Raw genomic sequence first — 25,905 nt, 5'->3', positions numbered from 1 at the left:
TGCCGGAAACATTCACGGACACGCACTTTGCACACACGAACATTCACAAGAGAATAAATGCGGCCTCGCCGCAACTCGGTAGCGCCGCAGGCATTGTCCTTCTTGTTTTTGTGTGTGTTCGTGCGTGTGTGGTGTGTGTTCGTGAATGTTTACTGTATCTCGGCGAGACACGCAGGCCCGGACACTCCATCCGCGCAAATCCGGACATGATCCGTGTCCATCCGTGTCCTGGTCCTTCCGTCCGGCCGCCAGCGCTGCTGGTCCTTCCGCGCGGCCAGAACCCAAAACCAAAACCGCCGAAAAAAGAAACGGCCACCGCGGGGGGCAAGGTGCGGTGGCCGTGATCGTACCGGCCGGGGCGTGGCCGGCGAAGGGGTCTCCCCTCCCTGAAAATGGGAAGGTGCGCGAGACGGGGGGTCTCGAAACGCTGGGGCCCAGCGTTCCCCTCGCCCCCATATGGCCTGGGCCATGTGACCAAACTTGCCCCGGAAAATGGCGAAATTGTGATTTTCGGCCACAAGCGGCGGTTTCTGTCCCCCCTGTCCGCCTTTGTGACGGCCATGCCAAACCGCCCGGGACCGGCCTGTTGCATCATCGTCCCAGGCTTGCGCATTTCGCGGGCAATGCTTGAATTTATCCCTTTCGCGCCCGAACCATCCGACATATATAGCCGCTCAGTCGCAGCGCACGTGCCTATGGCCCCCACACCCGCCCCCGCCAATTCCCGGCCGGGGCGGAGCCGACAACCCGGTGGGGTTATGCAACGACGCAACGCGTACCCCCGACCGTCCCTTAAACAAGGCGGCGTATTGGAGGCTACGATGGTTGATGTTGTTGTCGGTGGGCCCGCCGCGCCCGCCCGATTCCGATCCATCCGGCGGGACCTGACGGGGCGCATGTCCCCTCCTGGGAAATCCAGTATCTGACCCGCTTAGGCTTGCCGCATCCCTGGCTCCCCTGAGCGGACCCGGACCCCTTTTGGGTCCGGTTGCTGGTGCTTTCCCCCATCGCCCCTGTTTCCACCGACTTGCCGCCTCGGAGTCCCCGATGACCGAGAAGATCGCCCGTTTCTTCCGCGATAACGCCCCCGCCACGCCCTGCCTGGTGGTCGACCTGGACGTGGTCGCCGAGAATTATGCCAAGCTGAACGGCGCCCTGCCGGACTCCAAGATCTACTACGCGGTGAAGGCCAACCCCGCGCCGGAGATCCTCAGCCTGCTGGTCTCCATGGGCTCCAGCTTCGACACCGCCTCGGTGCAGGAGATCCAGTATTGCCTGGAGGCCGGCGCCACGCCGGACCGCATCAGCTTCGGCAACACGATCAAGAAGGCGTCGGACATCCGCACCGCCCACGGGCTGGGCGTGGACCTGTTCGCCTTCGACAGCATCGAGGAGCTGGAGAAGATCGCCGCCAACGCCCCGGGCGCCCGGGTGTTCTGCCGCATCCTGACCTCTGGTGAGGGCGCGGACTGGCCCCTGTCCCGCAAGTTCGGCTGCGAGCCCGCCATGGCGCGGGAGCTGCTGCTGAAGGCGGCGGCCATGGACGTGGTGCCCTATGGCCTGTCCTTCCATGTGGGCAGCCAGCAGCGCGACGTGGGCCAGTGGGACCTGGCGCTGGCCACCTGCGCCGCCCTGTTCAGGGACCTGGAGGAGCAGGGCGTGGTGCTGCGCATGGTCAATTTGGGCGGCGGCTTCCCCACCCGCTACCTGAAGGACGTGCCCACCAGCCAGCAGTATGGCGAGGCGATCAACGAGAGCCTGCGCCAGCATTTCGGCAACCGCATCCCGGAGACGATCATCGAGCCGGGCCGCGGCATGGTGGGCAACGCCGGCGTCATCCAGTCCGAGGTGGTGCTGATCTCCCGCAAGTCGGCCAACGACGACCGCCGCTGGGTCTACCTGGACATCGGCAAGTTCGGCGGCCTGGCGGAGACCATGGATGAGGCGATCAAGTACCCCATCGTCACCGACCGTGACGGGGATTCGGCCGAGCCGGTGATCATCGCCGGCCCGACCTGCGACAGCGCCGACGTGCTGTATGAGAAGGCGGACTACCGGCTGCCCAGCAGCCTGGCCATCGGCGACCGGGTTTCCATCCTGGCCACCGGTGCCTACACCACCACCTACTCGGCGGTGAACTTCAACGGCTTCGCCCCGCTGAAGGCTTATTACATCTGACGCGTTGGCCGTTGATCGTGACCGATTAACGGCCCCCTCAGGCGCCGGGCGGGCGCATCCGCGCCCTTGGCTCACGCGACCACGAGGTCGCGGGCCGGCAGTCGCCGGCCTCCAGCGGCATGAGATGTCTCATGCCGCTGGTATGGCACCCGCCGACGGCCATCAGGCCCGCCCCCACGACCGGGGGCGGGCCTTTTTGTTGCGCCTGCAAAGTGTCACAGATGCTGCCGAATTGGCGGGCAGTTGCGTATTTTTTCTGCAACACAGTTGGTCAAAGGACACGCATTGGCCTTCGGGTGCCCTTGCCAGGGCCACTGAAATCCTTCTTAGTTCGCGTCGGAGAAGCGCCCCCACCGCAGGTGGCATCCCTTTTGCTGCACTGCGCCAGGATAAGAACATCACGCACCCAAGCCTCATAATAAGGAGCGGTCCAAAATGACCCTGTCCCGGTTGCTCGCTTCCGCCGCCGCTGGCGCGATCCTGTTCGCCGGCGCCGCCCAGGCCGAACCCATCACCTTCTCCGGCACCGTCGCCGGCACCACGGACTACGTGTTCCGCGGCATCAGCCAGACGGACGAAGATCCCGCCATCCAGGCCGGCATCACCGTGAGCCATGAGAGCGGCTTCTTCGTGGGCGCCTGGGGCTCCAACGTGGATGATGACTTCATCCCCGGCTCCAACGTGGAACTCGACCTGCTGGCCGGCTACAGCAACGAGGTCGGCGACCTCGCCTACAGCTTCATCGGCACCTGGTACACCTACCCGGGCCAGGACGACGGCATCGAGGCCAACTACTTCGAGCTGGGCTTCACCCCGTCCTATACCATCGACAAGGTCAAGCTGACCGGCCAGGTCTGGTGGAGCCCGGAGTACGCCGGCACCGCGGGCGGCAACAGCTGGTACTTCAACGGCGGCGCCGCCCTGGCCGCCACCGACGACATCAGCCTGTACGCCAACGTCGGCTACTCCACCTTCGAGGAACTGCCGGACTACTGGGACTGGCAGGTCGGCGTCGCCTACACCTGGGAGAGCCTGACCTTCGACGTGAAGTACACCGACACGAACGAGAAGTTTGTTGGTCCCAGCGGGAGAGTCATCTCGGATGAGCGCGTCGTCGGCACGGTGACCTTCGCGTTCTGATCCGGGTGCCAGCGTCAGGTCCATGGCGGCCGGTCCCTTCGCGGGGCCGGCCGCTGACGCTTTCAGAAATAGTCGTTCACGATGTCGATGCTGGTGCGCTGGCCAACGTCGTCGAAATGCCTGGCCAGCCAATCCTGCCCGGCGCGGCGGCCGAGGGTGAACAGGTGCTCCAGGAAATCCGGCTCCGCGTTCAGCTTGCTGGAGGCGTGCAGGTCCGCCAGCTCCTTGTCGCCGGACACGCGGTGCATCAGCACGTGCTTGTACTCGCGGGCGTCCAGCCGCCCCGTCTCGATCAGGCGGGTGACGAACTGCACGGCCCGCATCTCCCGCATCAGGCTGGAGTTGAAGGTGATCTCGTTGACCCGGTCCATGATCTCGAACGGGGTCATGGGCACGCCCGGCCGGTTCAGCGGGTTGATGGCCACCAGCACCACGTCCCGGCTTCCGCTCTCATAGAACAGGGGCCACAGGGCCGGGTTGCCCATATAGCCGCCGTCCCAGTAATGCCGCCCCTGGTACTTCACCGCCTGGAAAAGCTGGGGCAGGCAGGCCGACGCCAGCACCGCCTCCACGCAGACCTCCGGCGTGCGGAACAGCCGGTTCTTGCCCGTCTCCACGTCGGTGGCCGACAGGAACAGCCGGATGCCGCCGTCCCGGCGCACGGCATCGAAATCCACCACGTCCTTCAGCAGCCCGCGCAGGGGGTTCAGGCCATAGGGGTTGGTCTGGTAGGGGGACAGGAACAGGTTGCCGATGCTGGCCAGGGCATAGCTCGGCGTATCGTCGATGCGCCACTTGCCCGTCAGCCGGGACCACCAGCTCCGCCGGAAGGGGGAGGTACGGCCCAGGGCGCCCAGCCGGCGCCAGAACTCCGCCAGGTCGGCGCGGGCCCCCTCCGCCCCACCCCGGGCATAGCCGGAAGCCAGGACCACCGCGTTCATCGCCCCGGCGCTGGTGCCGCTGATCGCCTCCGGCTCGATCCGGCCGTCCTCCAGCAGGGCATCCAGCACACCCCAACTGAACGCCCCGTGGGAGCCGCCGCCCTGCAGGGCCAGGTTGACGCGCTTGCGCGGATGGTCCTCGGGACGGGGGTCGTGGGGCAGGGGCTGGGTCATGTCGCCATGGGGGTGGTGGGCGGGCGTGCCATCCTAGCATCCCCCGGCACCGCACGGTTGCATATCACGGGCTTGCCCTGGGATGGGACCTATCCCATAGTTCGGGGCAAGGGAGATCGTCCATGGGACCTGCCGCCTCCATATCCCTCTCCGGCGCTTTCGCGGCCGGCAACCGCCTGGGCATCTCGGCCCAGAACGTCGCCAATGCGCGCAGTATCGGCGCGCGGCCGGGGGTGGAGGGGCAGCTCCCCTACCAGCCGCAGGCCCCGGCCCAGCAGGCCGTCGCCGGGCCGGACGGGCAGGGGCTGGGCACCCGGGTGGTGGCCCGGCCGGTGACGCCGCCCTTCCTGGCGGAATTCCAGCCGGACTCCCCCTCCGCCGATGCCGAAGGGCTGGTCGCCGCCCCCAACGTGGACCTGGCCGGGGAGCGGGTGGAACAGCTCGGCTCCCTGCGTTCCTACCAGGCCAACCTGGCGGTGCTGCGCGCCCAGGGGAAGATGGAGCGTGAGGCCATGGACATCCTGGCCTGACACGCTCCCCGTAAGCCTTTCCGACAGATGGTGAAGGACCCCGGCCCGGGCGCGGTCGCCGGGCCGGGGACAAGTGCGGGCCAGCTCCGGCGGCATGGGCCACTGTCCATGCCGCCGGCCACAGGCATCAGGCAGCCTTGCGGCGGCGGCGCAGGGCGCCGGCGGCCAGCAGGCCCGCGCCCAGCAGGCCGAGGGTGGCCGGCTCGGGCACCTGGGCCAGGACGACGCCGTCGATGCCGAAGCCGTCGTTCCCGGCGGTCTGGGTGAAGGTGATGCTCAGCAGCTCATAGGTGGCGCCCAGGCCGAAACCGACGAAGAAGTTGGTGCCGCTGTCCAGCGACCCGCCCTTGCCGGACACGCCCAGCGGCATGTCGATGGTCTGGCCCGTGGCCTTGACCTTCAGCTTGGCCGACACGTCGTTCACGTCGGTCAGGTAGAAGCCCACATGGGTGAAGCCCTTGCCGCCGGCCGCGGCGTCCCAGGTCACGGTCTTGTAGTCGTTGCTGTCCAGCCAGTTGGCGCCGCCGACCATGTCGTAGCGGCCGCCGAAGTTCTTCGGGCGGGTGGCGGCGTTCAGCACGCGCAGGCCGGACACGCCGGTGTTCTGCCCGGCGGTGGTGCCGGTGAAGGTGCCGACCTTGGTGTTGATGCTGTTGGCGTTGCTGCCGGGGGTGTAGGTCTCGAAATCCTCCATGGAGATGGTCTGGAGGCCCAGCAGCTTCAGGTAATCGGCGCCCTTGGCAAGGGTGGAAGCCTTATTCGCCTCGGTGGTCGGGGGGCTGACATAGATGTCCACCAGCCCGATGGCGGCGGCGGGGGCGGACAGGGCCGTGCTGAAGGCCAGCGCGCCGGCCAGGGTGAGCAGGGTCTTCTTCATTGTTTCCTCCAACGGGACGGGGTGTCCGGACCCCTTGTTTCCAAGAAGCGTGCCAAGTCATCTGAGTCCTGCAAGATCAATGGCTTGGTTGCATGCCGCCGCCGCCATGGCCGGGGCTTGTAAGAAATCCCGACACGTCCCTACGCCATCCGCGGCTTGCGCTTCCGCCGCGATGGGTTTATCCAGGGTTTCACAAGCCAGAACCGTTTTTTGGGGCCTCTCCCATGGCCGAATCCCCTGTCCCCACCGCGCTTGCGGGCAAGCGGGTCCTGCTGGTCGTGTCCGGCGGGATCGCCGCCTACAAGACGCCGGAGCTGGTCCGCCGCCTGCGGGAGCGGGGCGTGGCCGTGCGCTGCGTGCTGACCAAGGGCGGGGCCCAGTTCGTCACCCCCCTGGCCCTCCAGGCGGTCAGCGAGGAGAAGGTCTATACGGAGCTGTGGTCCCTGACCGACGAGTCGGAGATGGGCCACATCCAGCTTTCCCGCCAGGCGGACGTGCTGCTGGTGGCCCCGGCCAGCGCCAACATCCTGGCCCGCATGGCCCATGGGATGGCCGACGATCTGGCCAGCACGGTGCTGCTGGCCACGGACAAGCCGGTGCTGGTCGCCCCTGCCATGAACGTGCGCATGTGGGACCACCCGGCCACCCGGGCGAACCTGGACCTGCTGAAGGCCCGCGGCGTGGGCGTGATCGGCCCCAACGAGGGGGCCATGGCCTGCGGGGAATACGGCTTCGGCCGGATGAGCGAGCCGCTGGAGATCGTCGCCGCCCTGGCCGACTTCTTCGCCAGCCGGGACGGGCCGAAGCCCCTGGCCGGCCGCCACGCCCTGGTCACGTCCGGCCCGACGCATGAACCCATCGACCCCGTGCGCTACATCGCCAACCGGTCCAGCGGCAAGCAGGGCCACGCCGTGGCGGCGGCCCTGGCCGATTTGGGCGCCCGCGTCACACTCGTCTCCGGCCCCGTCACCCTGCCCGACCCGGCTGGTGTCAGGGTGGTGAAGGTGGAAACGGCGCGGCAGATGCTGGACGCCTGCGCCGCGGCGCTCCCCGCCGACATCTTCGTCGCCGCCGCCGCGGTGGCCGACTGGCGCGTGGCGGCAGAGGCCGGTCAGAAGCTGAAGAAGGACGGCTCCGGCCCGCCCACCCTGGTGATGGCGGAGAACCCGGACATCCTGGCCAGCCTCAGCATTCCGGGACCGCAACGACCTGGGCTGGTGGTCGGTTTCGCTGCCGAAACAAACGACGTGCTGGCGTATGCGAGGGCCAAGCTGGCCCGCAAGGGTTGTGACTGGATCGTCGCCAACGACGTGTCGCCGGCCACCGGCACCTTCGGCGGTGACCGCAACAGCGTCCACCTGATCCGCTTACACGGGGACCCCCAATCCTGGCCCGACCTGCCGAAGGCGGAGGTGGGCCGCCGCCTTGCCGCCGCCATCGCCGACCATTTCGCTTCTGGAAAGAGTGCCGATGCCTGACGTGACCATCGCCGTCCGCCGTCTGCCCCATGCCGACGGCCTGCCCCTGCCGGCCTATGCCACCGACCACGCCGCGGGGATGGACCTGCTGGCCGCGGTGGCCGAGCCGCTGGAGATCGCGCCGGGTGCCCGCGCCCTGGTGCCCACCGGCCTGGCCATCGCCCTGCCAGTGGGCTACGAGGCCCAGGTGCGGCCCCGCTCCGGCCTGGCCCTGAAGCATGGCGTCACCGTCCTGAACAGCCCCGGCACGGTGGATGCCGACTATCGGGGGGAGGTGGGCGTGATCCTGGCGAACCTGGGCGCCGAACCCTTCCGCATCGAGCGCGGCATGCGCATCGCCCAGATGGTCATCGCCCGGCATGAGCGGGCGGTGTGGGCCGAGACGGACAGCTTGACGGAGACCGCCCGCGGCAGCGGCGGCTTCGGCTCCACCGGCACGGGGGCCCGCTGACATGCTGCGCATCTCCAAGAAGCTGATGTTCGCCATCGAGACGGTGCTGGACATCGCCTACAACGCCGGCTCGGCACCCGTGCAGTCGGCGGAGATCACCGCCCGCCAGGGCATCCCCAAGCGCTACCTGGAACAGGTGCTGCAGGCCCTGGTGCGGGCCGGGGTGCTGGCGGGGGTGCGGGGTCCGAAGGGCGGCTACCGCTTGGCCAAGGAACGCCGCCGCATCACGCTGGGGGAGATCGTTCGGGTGGTGCGTGCCCTGGAACAGGCCACCGACCCCATCGAGGAGGAGGTCGGCGCCGAGCTGGGCCGCCGCGTCGTCCGCCCCCTCTGGGCCGAATTGCAGGAAGACGTGATGGCAAGGCTTGACCGCACCACCATCGAGGAGCTGTGCGTCCGCGCCAACCAGGCCGGCATCGCCAGCGAGGCGGCGAGCAAGCTGGATTTCAGTATTTAGTGTTCCTGGATGCATGCTCCGGCTTTGTTTTTTTCTGTCTCCCCTGCGAAAGCAGGGGCCCACAGTTCTTTACTGACGGAGATTGTGGGACCGGGATCAAAAACCGTGGGCTCCTGCTTTCGCAGGAGAAGCGATAGGGACTCGCAAGCCGGGCAACCTGCCGCTCCTAGGAAACCATCCCCGATCCCATTCGCCGCCCCCGGATTCCCCCTGGCACGGCACGTCCGGCGGGAGTATATACAGAACGATACGGGGCTTTCCCCGAAATACCAATTCGGAGACGTACAATGTCTGCCACGCCCGAGTTCCGCGGTCGCATCTATGACAGCATCCTGGACACGGTCGGCGCCACGCCGCTGGTGCGGATGAAGCGGCTGGCCGAGCGCCACGGGGTGGTGGCCGACGTGGTCGGCAAGTGCGAGTTCTTCAATCCGCTGTCCAGCGTGAAGGACCGCATCGGCAAGGCCATGGTGGAGGCCGCCGAGGCCGAGGGCAAGATCAGCCCGGAGACCACCACCCTGGTGGAGCCCACGTCCGGCAACACCGGCATCGCGCTGGCCTTCGTGGCCGCGGCCAAGGGCTACAAGCTGATCCTGACCATGCCGGAGAGCATGAGCCTGGAGCGGCGCAAGATGCTGAAGCTACTGGGGGCGGAGCTGGTGCTGACCCCCGCCCCGAACGGCATGAAGGGCGCCATCGCCAAGGCGGAGGAGATCGTCGCCAACACGCCGGGCGCCTATATGCTCCAGCAGTTCAAGAACGCCGCCAACCCTGCCGTGCACCGCGCCAGCACGGCGGAGGAGATCTGGAACGACACGGACGGCAAGGTGGATGCCCTCGTCTCCGGCGTCGGCACCGGCGGCACCCTGACCGGCGTGGCCCAGGTGATCAAGCAGCGCAAGCCCAGCTTCCGCGTGGTGGCGGTGGAGCCGGAGGACAGCCCCGTCCTGTCCGGCGGCCTGCCGGGCCCCCACAAGATTCAGGGCATCGGCGCCGGCTTCGTGCCGGACATCCTGGCCCGCGACCAGATCGATGAGGTGCTGCGCATCTCCAACCACCGCGCCTTCGAGCTGGCGCGGGAAGCCGCGCGGTTGGAGGGCCTCGCCATCGGCATCTCCGGCGGCGCCGCCCTGGCCGCCGCCTTCGAGCTGGGCGCCCGGCCCGACATGGCCGGCAAGCTGATCGTCACCATCCTGCCCAGCTTCGCCGAGCGCTACCTGTCCACCGCCCTGTTCGAGGGGTTGGAGTAATTCCAAGCGCATGAGTTGTTGACTCATGCGCTTGGAGGCCGGCGACTGCCGGCCCGCCCGCCCATGCGGGCGTAAGCCAAGGGCGCGGATGCGCCCGCCCGGCGCCTGAGGGAGCCGTTGATCGGTCACGATCAACGGCGGCCAGTATAAGCATCATGGCGGCGGCGGGCCGGGGCCTTGTGTGCCCTGGCCCGCCGCCCCACCCGGCCCCGTGCGCGTTGCCGGTACCAATGCCTGGGCCGGTCAGCCCTGCTCGAAATCCAACCCGATGTCGAAGTTCTTCACGCTGTGGGTCAGCCAGCCCAGGGAGATCAGGTCCACGCCCGTCTCGGCGATGGCGCGGATCGTCTCCGGCGTCACGCCGCCGCTGGCCTCCGTCACCATGCGGCCGGCCACCATCTCCACCGCCTTCCTCAGGGTGGGCGGGTCCATGTTGTCCAGCAGCACGGCATCCACCTTCAGGGCCAGCAGCTCCGCCAGCTGGTCCAGCGTGTCCACCTCCACCTCCACCTTCACCATGTGGCCGGCGCGGGTGCGGGCGTTGGTGACCGCGGCACGCACACCCCCGGCGGCGACCAGGTGGTTGTCCTTGATCAGCACCGCGTCATCCAGCCCATAGCGGTGGTTGCCGCCGCCGCCGACCCGCACCGCGTACTTCTCCAGCGCGCGCAGGCCGGGCGTGGTCTTGCGGGTGCAGACGATGGTGGCGCGGGTGCCCTCGATCCGGTCCACCAGGGAACGGGTCTCCGTCGCGATGCCGCACAGCCGCCCCAGCAGGTTCAGCGCCACCCGCTCCCCCGACAGGATGGGCCGTGCCGCACCCTGCACCACGGCGATGGTGTCGCCGGGGTTGACGCGGCTGCCGTCCGGCGCCTTCACGGTGATGGACAGGGACGGGTCCAGCAGGCGGAAGGCGCTGAGCGCCGGCTCGATCCCCGCCACCACCCCCGCCTTGCGCGCCCGGAACAGGGCCGTGGCCCTGGCATCCGCCGGGACGCACGCCTCCGTCGTCAGGTCCCCGGCAAGGCCGAGGTCCTCCTTCAACGCGGCACGGACCAGGTCTTCGTAAAGCAGGGGGTAGAGGGAGGCGGTCATCGTGGGTCCTGCAAATCTCTGATGTCACCCCGGCCTTGAGCCGGGGCCCTTGGGAAAGCGGAAATGCCGATGGCGCGGCAGCGGGCCTGTGGAAAGGGAACCGGGCTTTCGGTGAGCTGCATCGACCGATCCCGAGGGCCCCGGGTCAAGCCCGGGGTGACCTCCGGTGCCCTGCACGTTCCATCCTTACTCCGCCGCCACGGCGGCCGGTAGCAGGCTGCGGGCGGTCAGCACTTGGCGACGCAGCCAAGTTTCCCGCGGCTCCGGCCAATCGGTACGCGTATGGGCGCCGCGGCTTTCGGTGCGGGTGAGGGCGGCCTGGACGATTAGGCGGGAGACGAGCAGCCGGTTGCGCAGCTCCCCGGCCGTCCGGACGGTCTCCGCGCAAGGCGTGGCCGCCAGGGGCAGCCGGTCGGCCCGGCGGTGCAGGTTGGACAGGGCCGCCTGGGCCTGGGACAGGCCGGTGCCGCTGCGCACCAGCCCGGCCTGGGTGGCCAGCACGGCCCGCGCCTCATCCCCCAGCCCGCGGTCGTCGCGCAGGATGGCGGGGACCACGGGCGTTTCCACGTCGGGCGCCCGCAGCGGCCCCTCGGCCAGGATGGCGTCCGCCGCCCGCTCCGCGAAGACCAGGGCCTCCAGCAGGCTGTTGCTGGCCAGCCGGTTGGCGCCGTGCACGCCGGTGCAGGCCACCTCCCCCGCCGCGAACAGGCCCGGCACCGCCGTGCGCCCGTCCATGTCCGTCACCACCCCGCCCATGTGGTAATGGGCCGCCGGCGCCACCGGCACCGGCTCCGCCGCCGGGTCGATGCCGGCATCGCGGCAGATGCCCGCCACCGTGGGGAACTTGGCCGCCCCGCCGCCGGCCCAGATGGCCCGCAGGTCAAGGAACACCCTCTCCCCGGCCGCCACCCGGCGGCCGATGGCTCGGGCCACCACGTCCCGGGGGGCCAGCTCCGCCAGCTCATGCTCGTCCGGCATGAAGCGGTGGCCGCGCGCGTCCAGCAGCTGGGCGCCGGCACCGCGCAGCGCCTCCGTCAACAGGGGCACCTGGCCGGGAGTAGCGGTGGCGAGGGCGGTTGGGTGGAACTGGACGAATTCCAGGTCGGCGAGGGTCGCCCCCGCCAGGGCCGCGAGGGCCAGCCCGTCGGCCGTGGCTTCGCCCGGGTTGGTGGTGTGGCGCCAGAGCTGGCCGATGCCGCCGGTGGCCAGCAACACCGTGGCGGCGCGGATGAACACCCAGCCGCTTCCGTCCTCATGCGCCAGCAGCCCGGCCACCCGGCCGCCGGCCTTCACGATCTCCCAGGCGAAGGCCCGGGTGCGCACGTCCACGTGCCCCGCTGCCCGCACCTGGGCGGACAGGTGGGCCATCAGGGTCTTGCCGGTGGCGTCCCCGCCCGCATGCAGGATGCGGAAGGCGCTGTGTGCCGCCTCCCGCCCCAGCAGCACGTTGCCGTCGGCGCCCCGGTCGGCGGGCAGCCCGTCCGCCAGCCAGCGGGACAGGCGCGCCGCCCCCTCCCGCGCCAGCAAATCGGCCACGGCGGGGTCGGTCAGCCCGGCCCCCGCCGCCACCGTGTCGGCGGCATGGCTCTCCGCGCTGTCCTCGGCGCCTAAGGCCGCGGCGATGCCGCCCTGGGCCCAGTGGCTGGACCCACCGGGCAGGTCGGCGGTCTTGGTCAGCAGGGTGACCCGGCGGGGGGCGAGGCGCAGGGCCGCCACCAGCCCGGCCATGCCGGACCCGACCACCACCACGTCCGCATCCTCGACCCTGACCGGCCCGCCGAAGGGCCGGAACGCGACGCCACCGTCCATGGACGGTCCCTCCGCTCTGGAGAAAGGGCTTACTTCTTGCCGACGGCCAGCATCCGCTCCACCGCGCGGCGGGCGCCGTCGATGACGGACGGGTCCACCTCCACCCGCGGCTCCAGCGTCGTCAGGCTGGACAGGATGTTGGACAGGGTGATCTTCCGCATGTGCGGGCACAAATTGCAGGGCCGCACGAACTCCACGCCCGGGTTGTTGACCGCGAGGTTGTCCGCCATGGAGCACTCGGTGATCAGCAGCACGCGGCGGGGCTGCTTGCCTTCCACATAGTCCTGCATCTTGGCGGTGGAGCCGACGAAGTCCGCCTCCGCCAGCACGTCCGGCGGGCATTCCGGGTGGGCGATGATGGTGATGTCGCCCTTGAACTGCTGCCGATAGGCGGCAAGCTGCGGGCCGCTGAACCGCTCATGCACCTCACAGGATCCGTTCCAGGTATAGACCTTCTTCTTGGTCTGGCTGGCGACCCACTTGGCCAGGTACTGGTCGGGGATGCACAGCACCTCGTCGCCGGGCAGGCTCTCGATCACTTCCACCGCGTTGCCGGACGTGATGCAGACATCGCTCTCCGCCTTCACCTCGGCCGAGGTGTTGACATAGGTGGCGATGGGCACGCCCGGATAGCGCTGGCGCAGCAGCCGCACGTCGGCCGCCGTAATGCTGTCGGCCAGGGAGCAGCCGGCCCCCATGTCGGGCATCAGCACCACCTTGGACGGGTTCAGGACCTTCGCCGTCTCCGCCATGAAGTGCACGCCGGCCAGCACGATCACGTCGGCGTCCGTCTCTGCCGCCTTCCGGGCCAGCAGCAGGCTGTCGCCCACGATGTCAGCCACCGTGTGGAATATCTCCGGCGCCTGGTAGTTGTGCGCCAGGATGACGGCGTTGCGCTCCCGCTTCAGCCGGTTGATGGCGTGCACCAGCGGGGCGTGGAACGGCCACTCCACCTCGGGGATGAAGGCCTTGATCTTCTCATAGAGCGGCCGGGTCGCCTCGGCGACGGCGGGGGTATAAGCCAGCTCCGCCGTGTCGGTCGGGAAGGCAGCCATGGAAGCGATTCCTCCGGTAAACCAACTCATGGACCCACGCGTCAAGCCAGAGCGCCGCCGGCCTCGGCCGGAACGGACTTATGCTCTAGATGAGCATTAGTGCGCTTATGCTCGCCCAGAGTATAAGGGGAGTCAAGCCGGAGATTGGGAGAAGGGTATCCCGCCGTCACATTTCTTCCATGGGGCGGGCGCATGGCCCGGACGGGGTTGGATCATGGTGCGTTGCGGGATCAACAGGCAGCGCCGGGGTGGCAAATACCTTATGCTGCCCGAAAAATGCGGAGGTCCGGCATGGGCTTGTCGATCCTGGTGGCGGGCGGCACGGGGCTGGTGGGGCAGGCGCTGCTGCGGCGGCTGGTGGCGGCGGATGACGTGGACCGGGTGGTCAGCCTGTCGCGACGGCCCGGCGGCGCCACCTCCCTGAAGGCCACGGAGATCCCGGCGGACTTCGTCAACCCCGCCCTGCCGCCGGGGTTCGTACCGGACGCGGCCCTGTGCGCCCTGGGCACCACCATCCGCAAGGCGGGCTCACAGCAAGCCTTCCGCGCCGTGGACCATGGCGCCGTGCTGGCCTTCGCCCGGGCGGCCCGCGCGGCGGGGGCGCGGACCTTCGCCCTCGTCTCCTCCGTCGATGCCGCCCCGGGCGCCCGGAACTTCTACCTGCGCACCAAGGGGGAGGTGGAGCGGGACTTGGCCATGCTTGGCTTCCCCGCCCTGCACATCCTCCGCCCCAGCCTGCTGCTGGGGGCGCGGCAGGAATCCCGCCCGGCGGAGCGGCTGGCCATGCTGGCCGCCCCGGCCCTGTCACCCCTGATGCTCGGACCCCTGGCCCGCTACCGCCCCATTCCCGCCGACACCGTCGCCGCCGCGCTCCTGGGCGCCGCGCGGCAGGGGCCGCCGGGCGGGGTGCACCATGACCGGGGGATCAGGCGGTTGGCGGGGTGGGGTGAGGGGGGCACACCGCCCATTCCGCCGAGAGTGGTTCAAGACGAACCGCCCCACCGCGTCCCCTCCCCCTGAGGGGGAGGGACAGGGAGAGGGGTTAGGGCCTCTCCGGCAAGGGGAACCTGCGGACAGGGCCCTGCTGTCCTGGTCGTACAACCCCTCACCCTGTCCCTCTCCCCCTGGGAGAGGGGACGGGACTGCGCCGTTCGACCTGCCTGGAGACAGTCGGCGCATCCTTCCTGGCGACTTGGTGCCCAAACCGAAACGAGGCGTCAGGGACAGCCCCCTCAATCCAGGAAGAAGTCCGGCATCAGCGGCTCGCCCGGGACCAGGGCGTACTTGTCCAGGTCGGTGACGCCGTTGGCGGCCAGGACCTCGTCGTCGATGAAGAAGTTGCCGGTGGTCTGGCGGGCGTCGCTGGTCAGGATGTACCAGGCGGCGTCGCTCATGATCTCCACGGTGCGGCAGCCCTTGGGGATCTCGCCCCCGCCCAGCATCTTCATGGCGGCGGTGGCGATGGCGGTGCGGGGCCACAGGGCGTTGACGCCCACGCCCTTCTTGCGGAACTCCTCCGCCATGCCCAGCACGCACATGCTCATGCCGTACTTGGCCATGGTATAGGCCACGTGGTTCTTGAACCAGTGGGGCGCCATGTTCAGGGGCGGCGACAGGTTCAGGATGTGGGGGTTCCGGGCGTTCAGCAGGTGCGGCAGGCAGGCCTGGGAGCAGGCATAGGTGCCGCGGGCGTTGACCTGGTGCATCAGGTCATAGCGCTTCATGGCCGTCTCCAGCGTGCCGGTCAGCTGGATGGCGCTGGCGTTGTTCACCAGGATGTCGATGCCGCCGAAGGTCTCCACCGTCTTGGCGACGGCGTCGGCGATCTGCTCCTCTTCCCGGATATCCACCTGGAGGGGCAGGGCCCGACCACCCGCAGCCTCGATCTCCGCCGCGGCGCTGTAGATGGTGCCTTCCAGCTTGGGGTGCGGGTCGCTGGTCTTGGCGGCGATGGCCACGTTGGCCCCGTCCTGCGCCGCCCGCAGCGCGATGGCCTTGCCGATGCCCCGGCTGGCCCCGGTGATGAACAGCGTCTTGCCCGCCAAGCTGCGCGCGGTCATGGCTTTTCCCTCCCTGGTGTCCGGGCGTTGTGCCCGCTTTTGTGCCGCGGACCCTAGCGCAAGCGGTGCTGGCGCTCAACGGCACAGGGCACCCCGTCCGCGGCGGACATCAAGGGCTGTGCAAGGCCGCGGACCGTGCTATAAGGCGGACCACGCGTCCCGGTAGCTCAGCAGGATAGAGCAGCGGTTTCCTAAACCGCAGGTCAGGGGTTCGAATCCCTTCCGGGACGCCATCTCATTCTACCTCTTCCGCGCGCGCGATTTCGGGATCATGCTCGGGTACCGTCCAAAGGGACGGGACCGTGGATGGGTGCAGATCGTGTTGCCCGAGCAGACACTCCAGGAAGACAGGCCCGCGGCCGCCCTGGCCGATTATCCGACCCTCGACGCCAAGCTGGTGGCCTGCTGGCAGGCGGCGCTCAATACCGACGACCCGGATGAAAGCCACCGCTGGGTCGCCATGGCGGAATGGCTGTCCAATCGGGACGACCCCCTCCGCCCCAACCCCAAGGGCCCCCACCCGGGGAACGGCGGCGCTTCCCCGCGTGCCCGTGCGCAGCCCGGCTCTGCTGACCGTGGGCAGCCTGCTGCTGCGGGGGGAGACGGTGAACCTGTCCCGCACCGGCGCCTGTATCGCCGTCACCGGGCCGGAGGGGCTGGCCGTGGGCGACCAGGGGATCGTCAGCGTCCAGGGCTGGGTGGAGGACCGCGCGGCGGAGGTGGTGGACATCAGCCCCGGCCAGGTCCGCCTCGCTTTCTTCGGCAGCCGCAAGCGGTAGGGCGTGTTTCCGGGGACCGGAGGCCAAGCTACGGCACCCGACCCTTGAAGGTACGCGTCAAGCGTTCTCCGCCGCCCAGTGCCGGCGGAAGGCGTTGGCCGCCTCATGCGCCGCCCTTGTCGGCTCGGGCAGGCGGTACTTCGTGCAGCAGCGCAAGACGAGGTCGGGTGCCGCGGCCGGGCCGACCTTGTGCCCGATCGAGACATAGAGCGGAGCCACCCTGTCCTTGCTGCGCAGGACGGTGCCGATCTCCCGCCCGTTCCAGGACAGCGGCACCGTGGCGCCCTTTGCCGGCGGAAGCTCCCCCGCCGGGTGCCCCACCAGGATGCTCTTGGCCACGCCGATGGTGGGCAGGCCCAGCAGCACGCCCAGGTGGGCGGCGATGCCCAGCCCGCGCGGGTGGCTGACCCCGTGCCCGTCCACCAGCACCAGGTCCGGCCGTTCCGGCAGCCCGGCAAAGGCCGCCACCAGGGCCGGAACCTCCCGGAATCCCAGGAAACCCGGCACATAGGGGATGGGGGCCACCCGCATGGCCGTGGCGGTGGCCCTGGGCTTCAGGCTCCCCGCGTCCAGCAGCACCACGGCGGCGAACACCCGGCCCGTGGGGTCGCGGGGGAAGTTGCTTACATCCACCCCAGCCACGGTGCGCACGGGGCCCGGCGGCCCCTCCGCCACCACCCGCCGCGCCAGTTCCCGCTGCACCGCCGCCGCCTGCTTCAGGTCGGTGGGCGCCAGCCAGTCGGCGGGGATGTCGGGGCGAGGGGGAACTCCATGGGGGCCTCAGGGGTGACGGGGCCCCGGTGGAATAGCGCCGAGGGGCGCCGGGTTCCACCCCGGTCACTGCGGGGCCTTCCTGGCCTTGGCCTGGGCCTCGTACTTGTCCATGGCCATCATCATCATGTCGGCGATCAGCTCCTTCGGCAGGGCCGCGGACCCGCCGGGGGGCCAGGCCTGTGGCTGTGTCGCCGGAGCCTCCGCCGCCGCGTCCGTCGCCGCCGTCTGCGGGGGCGCCTGGGGGGCGGGATTAGGGGCCATTGGCCGGGGCGTGACGCTGGCCCGCTCCAACGTCGCCGCCTGGGCGGGGCCGCTGGGCAGCAGGGGCTTCGGGCGGACGCTGCCGTCCACCGGGGCCTGCCGGTACTGGGCCAGGCCCTTGCCCTGGTTCGGGCCGCTTTCCCGCGCCGCCGGGGTGCCCATGGCGGCCAGCACGTTGGCCTCCGCCCCGTCGCCCGGGCTTGGCAGGGTGGCTGCCGCGGCGCCGGGCAGGCCGGCGGCGGCCATGGCGGCGGCGCTGGCGCCGGGGGTCTTGCGCAACTCCTCCACCTGCCGGGCCTGGATCGGCTGGGCAAGTCCTGCCGGGTCCGCCTGCGCCACCTGGGTGGGGCGGGGGGCGGTGACGGTGAAGGGGTCGTCCTCCGCCGGGTCCGGGGCCGCCCGCCCGCCCGGCCGCGTGTCGATGCCGACGACGCTGGCCAGGTGCCCGACCGCGTCATTGCCCGTGTGGTGGGCCAGGGCCTGGTCCGCCGCCGCCACGGCCAGCCCGATGGGCCCGAAGAACAGGGCGCTGCCCGCCATCTGGGCCGCCGGCTTGATGGTGTCGCCGGTGATCGCCTGATAGGCCTTGTTGACCAGGGGGATGTGCTGCAACGGGTTCACCACGTCCAGCAGGTCCCAGAAGGACATGCCCTCGTCCTTGCCCGATTTGGTCGGCTTGGCCTCGGCCACCCCGGTCTCCATGCCCACGGGCGCCGCCCCCGCCGCCTCACGCCACTGCGCCTCCGGCAGGGCAGTGCGGCCCTGGGGACGGTTGAGCTGGTGCTGGATACCCATGGACATGGCGGACCTCCTGGCTGGGCGGAGGTTCTGCAACCCGCGTGCCAGGACGGGAGAGATGCGGCGTCAGGCACTTGCACGCCGGATGTCACAGGGCGCAAGCCGGGCTGGGCGGAATCTGCCGGGCATTCCCGTTCCCTCTCCTTGGGGAGAGGGTGGACCGGCCGTCAGGCCGGGCCGGGTGAGGGAGGTGGGCGTAAAGACCAACGCAAACCCACCCGTGTCGAGGAACCCGTCCCCTCATCCGGCGCTGGCGCACCACCCCGGGTCAAGTCCGGGGCAGGCTTTCTCCCCAGGGAGAAGGAAACGGGGCTCAAAACAAATGCCCCGACCGCTCCGCCTTCGCCCGCAGGTAGGCCTCGTTGTGGCCGTTCGACGGGAAGACATGGGGCACGCGTTCCACCACCTCCACGCCCCAGCGGGCCAGCTGGGCCATCTTATCCGGGTTGTTGGTCAGCAGGCGGACCCTGGCGAAGCCCAGCCCCTTCAGCATGCTGGCCGCGGGCAGGTAGACCCGCTCGTCCGCGTCGAAGCCCAGGGCGGTGTTGGCGTCCACCGTGTCCAGCCCGCCATCCTGCAGCCTGTAGGCGCGCAGCTTGTTCAGCAGGCCGATGCCGCGCCCTTCCTGGGCCAGGTACAGCAGCACGCCGCTGCCGGCGGTGGCGATCTCCTGGATGGCGCCGCGCAGCTGGGGGCCGCAGTCGCAGCGCAAGGACCCCAGCAGGTCGCCGGTGAAGCACTCGGAATGCAGCCGGGCCAGCACCGGCTCCCCCGGCGCAGGCTCACCGATGACGATGGCCAGGTGCTCCGGCCCGCCGTCGCTGGGGCGAAAGGCGACGATGCGGGTCTGTTCAGCGTCCAGCAGCGGCACGCTGGCCTCCACCACGCGGTAAAGCGTGCTGGCCGACTGGCGGCGATAGTCGCAGACCTGGGCGGCCGTCACGGCCATCAGGTCGTGGCGCTTGGCGAAGGCCTGGGCGTCCTGGCCCTTTGGCAGGGGGGCCACCACGGTGGCGGGCAGCAGCCGGGCCAGCTTGGCCAGCAGGGTGGCCGCCGCCTCCGCCGCGTTCTCCGACAGGGCGCTGGCCACGGCGCGGGGGCGGTCGGTGCCGGTGCCCTGGGTGGGGTCCGCCAGTTCCCGCGCCAGCTCCGCCGTCAGCCCGCCGGGGGCGGACAGCAGCACCGGCTGGCCGGCGGGCAGGTCGAATCCCAGGGCCCGGGCGCGGTTGCCGCTCACCGCCAGGGACGGGGTGCCGGCGCCAAGGGATGACAGCTGGTTCAGCCCCTGGTTCGTCGCGCTCTCCGCCGCCAGCACGATCAGGGCACGGCCATCCTCGCCCGCCAGCACCACCGGCTCCCCGCGCCGCAGCTCGGACAGGGCCCTGTCCACGGCGCGCTGGGACACCCGGTCCAGGGGCGGGCAAGGTCGGTGGGGGCGAATTCCAGTGGCATGCTACCCATGGTCCGGTCCGTCTGCGGCGGGACTGCCGTGCCGGACCAGCCAGACGGTATCCACCGCGAAAGAGAAAAGCAAAAGCGCAAGCGCTGCACCCGCCGCAAGCCCGGTCAGCGGCGGTTCCACCACCGGGGCCAGGCCGGCGGCCAGCACGGCCACCTGCACCACGCAGATCACCCGCCGCCGCTGGCTGAAGGGCAAGGGCGCCGCCAGCCTGGGCCATACCCGGCCCGCCAGCACGAACAGGTGCCGCAACAGGCCCAGCAGCAGCACCCAGGGCCCCGCCTCCCCCAGCGCCACAGCAGCAGCGCCAGCACCAGGGTCAGCAGCGTGTCCAGCTCCATGTCGAAGCGGGCGCCATAGGGGCTGGCCACGTCCCGCCGCCGGGCCAGCCATCCATCCACCCCATCCAGGGCCAGGGCGATGACGGCCGTCACACACAAGCCCCAGGCGACGGCAGGCGCCACCGGCCCCACCGCCAGGAACCCGGCCAGCAGGCTGGCCATGCCGCCGCGCAGCAGCGTCACCCGGTTCGCCGGCCCCCAGGGCCGCCGGTGGGCCTCCAGCCCCGACAGGGCATAGGCGGCGACGAAGGCGAAGGCCGCCAGGCTGGCCAGCGGCAGGGTGGGCGGCAGGCCCAGCCCCAGGCTCAAGCCCGCGCCCACGGCCGCCAACAGCACCCCGGCGACGGCCAGGGACCTTGTGACCTCACGGCGAAGGTGGGGCAGGGGGACGGGCAGGGCGAAATCCATGCACCCCAAGGTGATATCGGCCCCGCCGCCGACAACCCCGGCCTTTCGGGATAGCAGGGTTGCCGGCCTGTCCCGGGGGCCGGCGCGCTCAGAACGGCAAGGTGATACCTGCGCGGAAGCGCTGGGTGTCGCCGCGGGGGGTGGCCTCCGTGGCCTGCTCCAGGCTGAGGGTCAGGCCGGACCGGGTGTTGACCACCACCCCCAGCCAGGGCTTGTCCAGCCCCCAGGCCGGGGGCCAGGCGCCGAAGCGCACCCGCAGGGGCGGTCGGCGCGGGCCCGTTTCCCCGCCGTCGGCGAAGCCGCCCAGGGCCGGCGGCGACAGGCCTTCCCGGCCGCCGGCCATCTCCATCCCGTATCCGGGCCGGGTCAGGGCGGCCAGGGCCAGCATCACCAGAACCAGAAACCGCATCGTCGCCCTCCCCGCATGCCGGACCCGCGGGCAGGGATGGCAAGCAGCCCCTTGCCAGGGGGTTAAGCGACGGGCAGCGCCCCTTCCTTGTCACTCCCGGGGGCGGCCTCGGCCGGGGCCTGCCCCCGGCGGCGGGTGGCAACGGCCAGGATGTCCAGCAATTGTTCCAGGCTGAAGGGCTTGGGCAGGAAGGCGTCCATGCCCGCGGCGAAGCAGGCGTCCCGGTCGCTGTCGAAGGCGTTGGCCGTCATGGCCAGGATGGGCACCTGTCCCGCCGCGCCGGGCAGCCGGCGGATCACCCGGGTGGCCTCCAGCCCGTCCATGGTGGGCATGCGAAGGTCCATCAGCACGGCGTCGAACCCGCCCAGCCGGGCGGCGGCCACGGCCTGGGCCCCGTCCCCGGCGATGAAGACCCGGTGGCCGCTGGCCTCCAGCATGGTGGCGGCCAGCTTCTGGTTGACGTCGTTGTCCTCCACCAGCAGCACGCGCAGGGGCCGGCCCGGCTCCATGCCCCGTGGCACGGCCCCTTCCGCCCGCTCGCCCAGCCCATAGGACAGTTCCACCCAGAACCGGCTGCCCTCGCCGGGGCGGCTCTCCACCCCGATCCGGCCGCCATGCAGCTCCACCAGCCGGCGGCAGATGGCAAGCCCCAGCCCGGTGCCGCCATGGTTCTGGGGATTGGCCGGCTCGGCCTGGTAGAAGGCGTCGAACACCCGGTCCAGCGTGTCCGGGGCCAGCCCGATGCCGGTGTCCCTCACCTCCAGCAACAGCGCGACCCGCCCGCCGCCCTGGCGGGTCACGGAAGCGGCCAGCCGCACCTCCCCCCGGCGGGTGAACTTCACCGCGTTGCCCACCAGGTTCAGCAGCACCTGCCGCAGCCGGTTGGCGTCCCCCACCACCACTTGCGGCAGGTCTGGCGGCAGCTCGGCCACCAGGGCCAGCCCCTTCTCCGCCGCCCGGCCCTGGAACAGCCGCACCACCCCGTCCAGCAGGGCCGGCAGGTCGAAGGGCTCCTCCGCCAGGGTCACGGCGCCGGCGTCCAGCCGGGCGAAATCCAGTATGTCGTTGACAATGGTCAGCAGCACCTCTCCCGACTGCTGCGCCGCCGCCAGCCAGTCCCGTTGGGTGGCGTCCAGGTTGGTCGCAGCCAGCAGCCGGTGCATGCCCAGCAGCCCCGACAGGGGGGTGCGGATCTCATGGCTCATGATGGCAAGGAACTCGGTCTTGGCCCGGCTGGCCTCCTCCGCCGCCTCCTTGGCCCGGCGCAGCGTGTCGGCCACGCGGCCCCGCTCCGTCATGTCGTGGAAGAACCACACCCGGCCCGGCGTATGCCCCGGCACCTCCAGCGCGGCCGAGGTCTGCTCCACCACCCGCCCATCCGACAGGACCAGATCCGGCCCCTCCTTGTGGTCGCGGGCGGGCAGCAGGTCGGCCCCGCGCAGCGTCGCGTCCACCCGGTCCCGCAGCTTGCGGCGCAGGCCCGATGCATCGGCGCCCTCCACCTCCTCTGCCGCCAGGCCCCACAGGTCCAGGAAGCGGCCGTTCCAGGACATCACCTTGCCCTGGCCGTCCACCGCCAGGACCGCCTCGGGCGAGGCCTCCTGCTGGACCTGCAGCAGGATGGCCTGCAAGGCCAGCCGCTCCCGGCTGTCGCGCAGGTCGGCCTCCGCGGCGGCCCGCTGTTCCATCTCCGCCCGCAGCCGCTCCGCCAGTTCGCGCTGGCTGCGGGCCAGGGCCCATTCCGCCCGCCGGGCCCGGGCCAAGCGGGCCTGCGACCGCAGCCCCACCGTCGCCAGCAGGGCGAACAGCCCGCCCAGGGCCGCCACGCTGCCCCAGGGCAGCCCCTCCCGCAGCGCCAGATAGGCCAGGCTGCCCGCCACCAGCACCACGGACGACAGCACCGCCTCCCGGAACTGCAGGGGCATGGCCACGGTCTGCAACAGCAGCAGCATGCACAGGCCGATGCCCACCTCCAGGGCGCTGGTCCCGCCCCGCGCCTCCGCCACCAGCAGGATCATGGCCAGGGCCAGCCACAGGAACCCCACCGACAGGGTCCGCACCTCGGGCGGGTAATCCGGGCGGTAGGTCAGGGACACCGGCAGGACGGCATAGGCGGCCAAGGTCACCCGGCAGGCCAGCATGAAGGCCAGGGCCGAGGACCATCCCACCTGGGCGTAGTCGCGGAAACCCAGGGCCAGGTACAGCACGCAGAAGAAGACGCAGGCCGCCCGCAGCGACACGCGCACGGCCGGCCAGGTGGCCTGCAGGAACGCCTCTTCCTCCTGCGCGGCGGCGAACTCCCCCGTGCGGGCCGACAGGCGGCCCGGCGCTGCCGGATCGGTGACGCCCGCGACATTGACCATCCCGCCCGTCCCCCTGACCACAACCGTACGCACATCATTAAAGAGTCTGCGCCAAAGGGGAAGTGCGGGACATCCCCCGCCTGGAATTTGCCGCAGGCCGGGGCCACGTAGTACCGTAGGCCAGAACAAAGGGCGCGGCACCCGCGACAGGGCAAGCCGGCCGAACGACAACCGGGAGGAAATCGCTGATGCTGCGTGGCTTGATGATGGACCGCCCCCTGCTGACCACGGGCCTGTTGCGCCATGCGGCGCAGACCCATGGCGGCGGCACGATCGCGTCCCGCTTCGCCGCGGAGGCCCCGCACCGTTACACCTGGCGCGATGCCTGGGACCGGGTGCAGCAGCTGGCCCACGTGCTGGCGGAGCTTGGGGTGAAGCCGGGGGATCGGGTGGGCACCATCGCCTGGAACGACCACCGACACCTGGAACTCTACTACGCCGTGCCCGGCATCGGTGCCGTCTGCCACACCATCAACCCGCGCCTGTTCCCGGAACAGATCACCTACATCGTCAACCACGCCCAGGATGACTGGCTGTTCGTGGACCCCATGTTCCTGCCCCTGGTGGAGCGGCTGTGGCCCAACTTCACCGGCGTGAAGGGTGTGGTGCTGATGACCCGGCCGGAGCTGATGCCGGCCCAGAGCGCCATCCCCACCCTGCACTGCTATGAGACGCTGATGCAGGGCAAGCCCGGTACTTACGACTTCGCGGAGTTCGATGAGAACACGGCCTGCGGCCTCTGCTACACCTCGGGCACCACGGGCAACCCCAAGGGCGTGCTGTATTCCCACCGTTCCTCGGTGCTGCACGCCTATGGCTTCCTGACGGCGCCGGGCATCACGGTGCGGGCCGACGACACGGCCCTGGTGGTGGTGCCCTTGTTCCACGCCAACGCCTGGGGCTACCCCTACGCCGCTGCCATCGTCGGCGCCAACCTGGTGCTGCCGGGTCCGAAGCTGGACGGCAAGAGCGTCTATGAGCTGATGGAGCAGGAGGCGGTGACCGTCTCCTCCGGCGTGCCAACGGTCTGGCTGGGGCTGCTGGCCCACATGCGCCAGGCGGGGGCCCGGTTCTCCACCCTGAAGTCCGTCACCGTCGGCGGCTCCGCCCTGCCGCGGGCCATGCTGGAGGAGTTCGAGCTGACCCACGGCGTCACCTGCGTCCAGGGCTGGGGCATGACGGAGATGAGCCCCGTGGGCACCGTCGGCGCCCTGACGCCGGAACAGGCCAAGTTGCCGGTTGCCCAGCAGCACGACGCCAAGCTGAAGGCCGGCCGCGCCCTCTATGGCGTGGAGATGAAGGTGGTCGGCCCCGACGGGGCGGAGGTGCCGCGCGACGGCGTTTCCTACGGGGAGCTGGTGGTGCGCGGGCCCTGGATCACCAGCGGCTACTACAACGACGCGGCGGCCAGCGCCGGCGCTTTCACCGAGGATGGCTGGTTCAAGACCGGCGACGTGGCGACCATTGACGAGAACGGCGCCATGGCCATCGTCGACCGGGCCAAGGACGTGATCAAGTCGGGTGGGGAGTGGATCAGCTCCATCGACCTGGAGAACGCGGCCATGAGCCACCCGGCGGTGCAGGAAGCCGCCGTGGTCGGCGTGCCCCATCCCAAGTGGCAGGAACGCCCCCTGCTGGTCCTGGTGCTGCGCCAGGGGCATGAGGCCACCCGGGACGAGCTGATGGCCTACCTGGAACAGCATGTCGCCAAATGGTGGCTGCCGGACGACATCGTCTTCGTGCCGGACCTGCCCCACACCGCCACCGGCAAGCTGCTGAAGACGGAGCTGCGGAAGCGCTTCGCCACCTACCGCCTGCCCGGCGCGCAGGAAGCGGCGGAGTAACACCAGGCGCATGGGTTGGCGACCCATGCGCCTGGAGGCAGGCCGTCGCCCGAGGGGGCCGTTGACCGGTCACGGTCAACGGCCCTTGGCATAAGCGCGCACCGGATAAGGGCCGGGCGTCCCGGGGCGCCCGGCCCATCTATTTTCGTGTGTGTCGGTGTTGTGAACCACTTCACAGCGCAAACCGGTTAATCCGATATAGAAGCAGGGTGGAACCGCCGTGGGTCTTTCGCGGTGGAAAGCTGCGGCCGCCCCGGATGACAGCGACCTTCCTCGACCAGTTCCGTGCCGTCCTCGCCGCCCGCGGGGTGCTGGCCGCCCATGTGGCGGGTCCCGAAGACCGGGCCTTCATCCGTGCCCTGGTCACCGCCGACGTGGAGGACACGTTGCGGCACGCCCCGGCCGCCGTGCGCGCGGTGATGGTGGCCCTGCACGTGGATGGCCGCCGTGCCCAGCATGCCCGCAGGTATCCAAGGGCCCAGGAACTGGTGGTGACCCGCGGCGGGGAGCCGGTGGGTACCCTGCTGGCGGACTGGACCCACCCCACCACCCTGGCCTTGCTGGACATGGCGGTGCTGCCCGCCCGCCGTGGCCAGGGCACCGGCGGAGAGATCCTGGCCGCCGCCTGCGCCGCGGCGGGTGACGCGGGGCGGGGCGTGCGCATGGCCGTCTTCTATGACAGCCCCGCCCGCTGGCTGCTCTACCGCGCCGGCTTCCGCCCGGTGGCAGAGGTGGGGATGGACGTGGTCTATGGCTGGGGCGGCTGAGCATCCCGCCCGGTCCCTTCCGGGGTAGGCAGCCCGCTTTCGCCCTTGTCCTTCCCCCATCCGGGGGTAGGTATCGGGCGGCCTGTCCATGCGACCGAACATCAGCCGATGGCTGGTCTACCCGAAATGAGGATTGACCTAAGCGGCTTGAAGGGCCAATTAGCCGCCGATGCTGAACAACCCGTGAAACCGCACCCCGCCGCGCCA

At 70.4% G+C, this 25,905-nt stretch carries 23 protein-coding genes and 1 tRNA gene; 12 read left to right on the top strand and 12 right to left on the bottom strand.

What is annotated here, in order from left to right:
- The first annotated feature begins 1,047 nt into the window (after positions 1 to 1,047).
- Together HHL28_RS14820 and HHL28_RS14815 are read left to right on the top strand one after the other, a co-directional pair.
- Complete coding sequence (locus HHL28_RS14820; protein WP_075771386.1) at positions 1,048 to 2,178, top strand: type III PLP-dependent enzyme; 1,131 nt, start codon at positions 1,048 to 1,050, stop codon at positions 2,176 to 2,178.
- A 435-nt stretch (positions 2,179 to 2,613) separates the two neighbouring features.
- Positions 2,614 to 3,318 carry a TorF family putative porin gene (locus HHL28_RS14815; RefSeq protein ID WP_075771387.1) on the top strand — a complete coding sequence of 235 codons (705 nt, stop codon included), beginning with the start codon at positions 2,614 to 2,616 and terminating at the stop codon, positions 3,316 to 3,318.
- 62 nt (positions 3,319 to 3,380) lie between these two features.
- Here the strand turns inward: HHL28_RS14815 and HHL28_RS14810 are convergent, their stop codons facing one another.
- Positions 3,381 to 4,433: a patatin-like phospholipase family protein gene (locus HHL28_RS14810; protein WP_075771388.1), complete on the bottom strand. Its 1,053-nt coding sequence runs from the start codon at positions 4,431 to 4,433 to the stop codon at positions 3,381 to 3,383.
- A 122-nt stretch (positions 4,434 to 4,555) separates the two neighbouring features.
- Between HHL28_RS14810 and HHL28_RS14805 the strand changes: the two genes are divergently transcribed.
- Positions 4,556 to 4,963 (top strand): flagellar basal body rod protein FlgC, encoded by a 408-nt coding sequence (locus tag HHL28_RS14805; RefSeq protein WP_075771389.1) that lies wholly within the window; start codon positions 4,556 to 4,558, stop codon positions 4,961 to 4,963.
- Positions 4,964 to 5,090: 127 nt separating this feature from the next.
- Here the strand turns inward: HHL28_RS14805 and HHL28_RS14800 are convergent, their stop codons facing one another.
- Entirely contained in the window at positions 5,091 to 5,840 is a 750-nt protein-coding gene (locus HHL28_RS14800; RefSeq protein ID WP_075771390.1) for a PEP-CTERM sorting domain-containing protein, read from the bottom strand.
- A 224-nt stretch (positions 5,841 to 6,064) separates the two neighbouring features.
- Here HHL28_RS14800 and coaBC point away from each other — a divergent pair, with 224 nt between their 5' ends.
- The 4 genes from coaBC (at position 6,065) to cysK (ending at position 9,476) form a co-directional block, all read left to right on the top strand.
- Complete coding sequence (gene coaBC / locus HHL28_RS14795) at positions 6,065 to 7,318, top strand: bifunctional phosphopantothenoylcysteine decarboxylase/phosphopantothenate--cysteine ligase CoaBC (RefSeq protein WP_075771391.1); 1,254 nt, start codon at positions 6,065 to 6,067, stop codon at positions 7,316 to 7,318.
- Entirely contained in the window at positions 7,311 to 7,769 is a 459-nt protein-coding gene (dut, locus tag HHL28_RS14790; RefSeq protein ID WP_075771392.1) for a dUTP diphosphatase, read from the top strand. The genes coaBC and dut overlap by 8 nt, the downstream gene beginning before the upstream one ends.
- Position 7,770: 1 nt before the next feature.
- The gene (locus tag HHL28_RS14785; protein WP_075771393.1) at positions 7,771 to 8,226 is read left to right on the top strand and encodes an RrF2 family transcriptional regulator; all 456 of its coding nucleotides are present in this window, start codon (positions 7,771 to 7,773) and stop codon (positions 8,224 to 8,226) included.
- Positions 8,227 to 8,513: 287 nt separating this feature from the next.
- On the top strand, positions 8,514 to 9,476 hold the full coding sequence (gene cysK, locus HHL28_RS14780) for a cysteine synthase A (protein ID WP_075771394.1): 963 nt from the start codon (positions 8,514 to 8,516) through the stop codon (positions 9,474 to 9,476).
- Between the two features lie 243 nt (positions 9,477 to 9,719).
- Here the strand turns inward: cysK and nadC are convergent, their stop codons facing one another.
- The 3 genes from nadC to nadA all read right to left on the bottom strand — a co-directional run bounded on the left by nadC (position 9,720) and on the right by nadA (position 13,435).
- A complete protein-coding gene (gene nadC, locus HHL28_RS14775) occupies positions 9,720 to 10,571 on the bottom strand; it encodes a carboxylating nicotinate-nucleotide diphosphorylase (RefSeq protein WP_075771395.1) in 852 nt (283 codons plus the stop codon).
- Positions 10,572 to 10,757: 186 nt separating this feature from the next.
- Positions 10,758 to 12,380 carry an L-aspartate oxidase gene (locus HHL28_RS14770; RefSeq protein ID WP_075771396.1) on the bottom strand — a complete coding sequence of 541 codons (1,623 nt, stop codon included), beginning with the start codon at positions 12,378 to 12,380 and terminating at the stop codon, positions 10,758 to 10,760.
- 29 nt (positions 12,381 to 12,409) lie between these two features.
- Positions 12,410 to 13,435 (bottom strand): quinolinate synthase NadA, encoded by a 1,026-nt coding sequence (nadA, locus tag HHL28_RS14765; RefSeq protein WP_075771397.1) that lies wholly within the window; start codon positions 13,433 to 13,435, stop codon positions 12,410 to 12,412.
- A 291-nt stretch (positions 13,436 to 13,726) separates the two neighbouring features.
- On the opposite strand from nadA, the gene HHL28_RS14760 reads away from it, so the two are divergent.
- Positions 13,727 to 14,455: an NAD-dependent epimerase/dehydratase family protein gene (locus HHL28_RS14760; protein WP_404325872.1), complete on the top strand. Its 729-nt coding sequence runs from the start codon at positions 13,727 to 13,729 to the stop codon at positions 14,453 to 14,455.
- A 212-nt stretch (positions 14,456 to 14,667) separates the two neighbouring features.
- Here the strand turns inward: HHL28_RS14760 and HHL28_RS14755 are convergent, their stop codons facing one another.
- Positions 14,668 to 15,495 (bottom strand): SDR family oxidoreductase, encoded by an 828-nt coding sequence (locus HHL28_RS14755; RefSeq protein ID WP_075771399.1) that lies wholly within the window; start codon positions 15,493 to 15,495, stop codon positions 14,668 to 14,670.
- A 156-nt stretch (positions 15,496 to 15,651) separates the two neighbouring features.
- On the opposite strand from HHL28_RS14755, the gene HHL28_RS14750 reads away from it, so the two are divergent.
- Together HHL28_RS14750 and HHL28_RS14745 are read left to right on the top strand one after the other, a co-directional pair.
- A tRNA-Arg gene (locus HHL28_RS14750) sits at positions 15,652 to 15,728 on the top strand.
- Between the two features lie 312 nt (positions 15,729 to 16,040).
- Entirely contained in the window at positions 16,041 to 16,274 is a 234-nt protein-coding gene (locus HHL28_RS14745) for a PilZ domain-containing protein (RefSeq protein ID WP_169655372.1), read from the top strand.
- A gap of 57 nt (positions 16,275 to 16,331) precedes the next feature.
- Here HHL28_RS14745 and HHL28_RS14740 read toward each other — a convergent pair whose 3' ends face one another.
- The 6 genes from HHL28_RS14740 to HHL28_RS14715 form a co-directional block, all read right to left on the bottom strand.
- Positions 16,332 to 16,976, bottom strand: a complete 645-nt coding sequence (locus HHL28_RS14740) for an endonuclease V (RefSeq protein ID WP_404325869.1) — start codon at positions 16,974 to 16,976, stop codon at positions 16,332 to 16,334.
- A 135-nt stretch (positions 16,977 to 17,111) separates the two neighbouring features.
- The gene (locus HHL28_RS14735) at positions 17,112 to 18,110 is read right to left on the bottom strand and encodes a hypothetical protein (RefSeq protein ID WP_075771402.1); all 999 of its coding nucleotides are present in this window, start codon (positions 18,108 to 18,110) and stop codon (positions 17,112 to 17,114) included.
- Between the two features lie 310 nt (positions 18,111 to 18,420).
- On the bottom strand, positions 18,421 to 19,512 hold the full coding sequence (gene ribA / locus HHL28_RS14730; protein ID WP_404325867.1) for a GTP cyclohydrolase II: 1,092 nt from the start codon (positions 19,510 to 19,512) through the stop codon (positions 18,421 to 18,423).
- A gap of 224 nt (positions 19,513 to 19,736) precedes the next feature.
- Positions 19,737 to 20,315 (bottom strand): CDP-alcohol phosphatidyltransferase family protein, encoded by a 579-nt coding sequence (locus tag HHL28_RS14725; RefSeq protein WP_169655370.1) that lies wholly within the window; start codon positions 20,313 to 20,315, stop codon positions 19,737 to 19,739.
- A gap of 88 nt (positions 20,316 to 20,403) precedes the next feature.
- The gene (locus tag HHL28_RS14720; protein ID WP_075771405.1) at positions 20,404 to 20,724 is read right to left on the bottom strand and encodes a hypothetical protein; all 321 of its coding nucleotides are present in this window, start codon (positions 20,722 to 20,724) and stop codon (positions 20,404 to 20,406) included.
- A gap of 62 nt (positions 20,725 to 20,786) precedes the next feature.
- A complete protein-coding gene (locus HHL28_RS14715; RefSeq protein ID WP_075771406.1) occupies positions 20,787 to 23,087 on the bottom strand; it encodes a hybrid sensor histidine kinase/response regulator in 2,301 nt (766 codons plus the stop codon).
- A 188-nt stretch (positions 23,088 to 23,275) separates the two neighbouring features.
- On the opposite strand from HHL28_RS14715, the gene HHL28_RS14710 reads away from it, so the two are divergent.
- Positions 23,276 to 24,931, top strand: a complete 1,656-nt coding sequence (locus tag HHL28_RS14710) for a long-chain-fatty-acid--CoA ligase (protein ID WP_075771407.1) — start codon at positions 23,276 to 23,278, stop codon at positions 24,929 to 24,931.
- Between the two features lie 257 nt (positions 24,932 to 25,188).
- On the top strand, positions 25,189 to 25,698 hold the full coding sequence (locus HHL28_RS14705; protein ID WP_083699144.1) for a GNAT family N-acetyltransferase: 510 nt from the start codon (positions 25,189 to 25,191) through the stop codon (positions 25,696 to 25,698).
- The last annotated feature ends 207 nt before the right edge of the window (positions 25,699 to 25,905 follow it).

This window comes from Aerophototrophica crusticola (assembly GCF_012913305.1).
In the GTDB taxonomy this organism is placed as follows: domain Bacteria; phylum Pseudomonadota; class Alphaproteobacteria; order Azospirillales; family Azospirillaceae; genus Niveispirillum; species Niveispirillum crusticola.
This window is presented reverse-complemented; position numbering and strand designations above follow the sequence as displayed.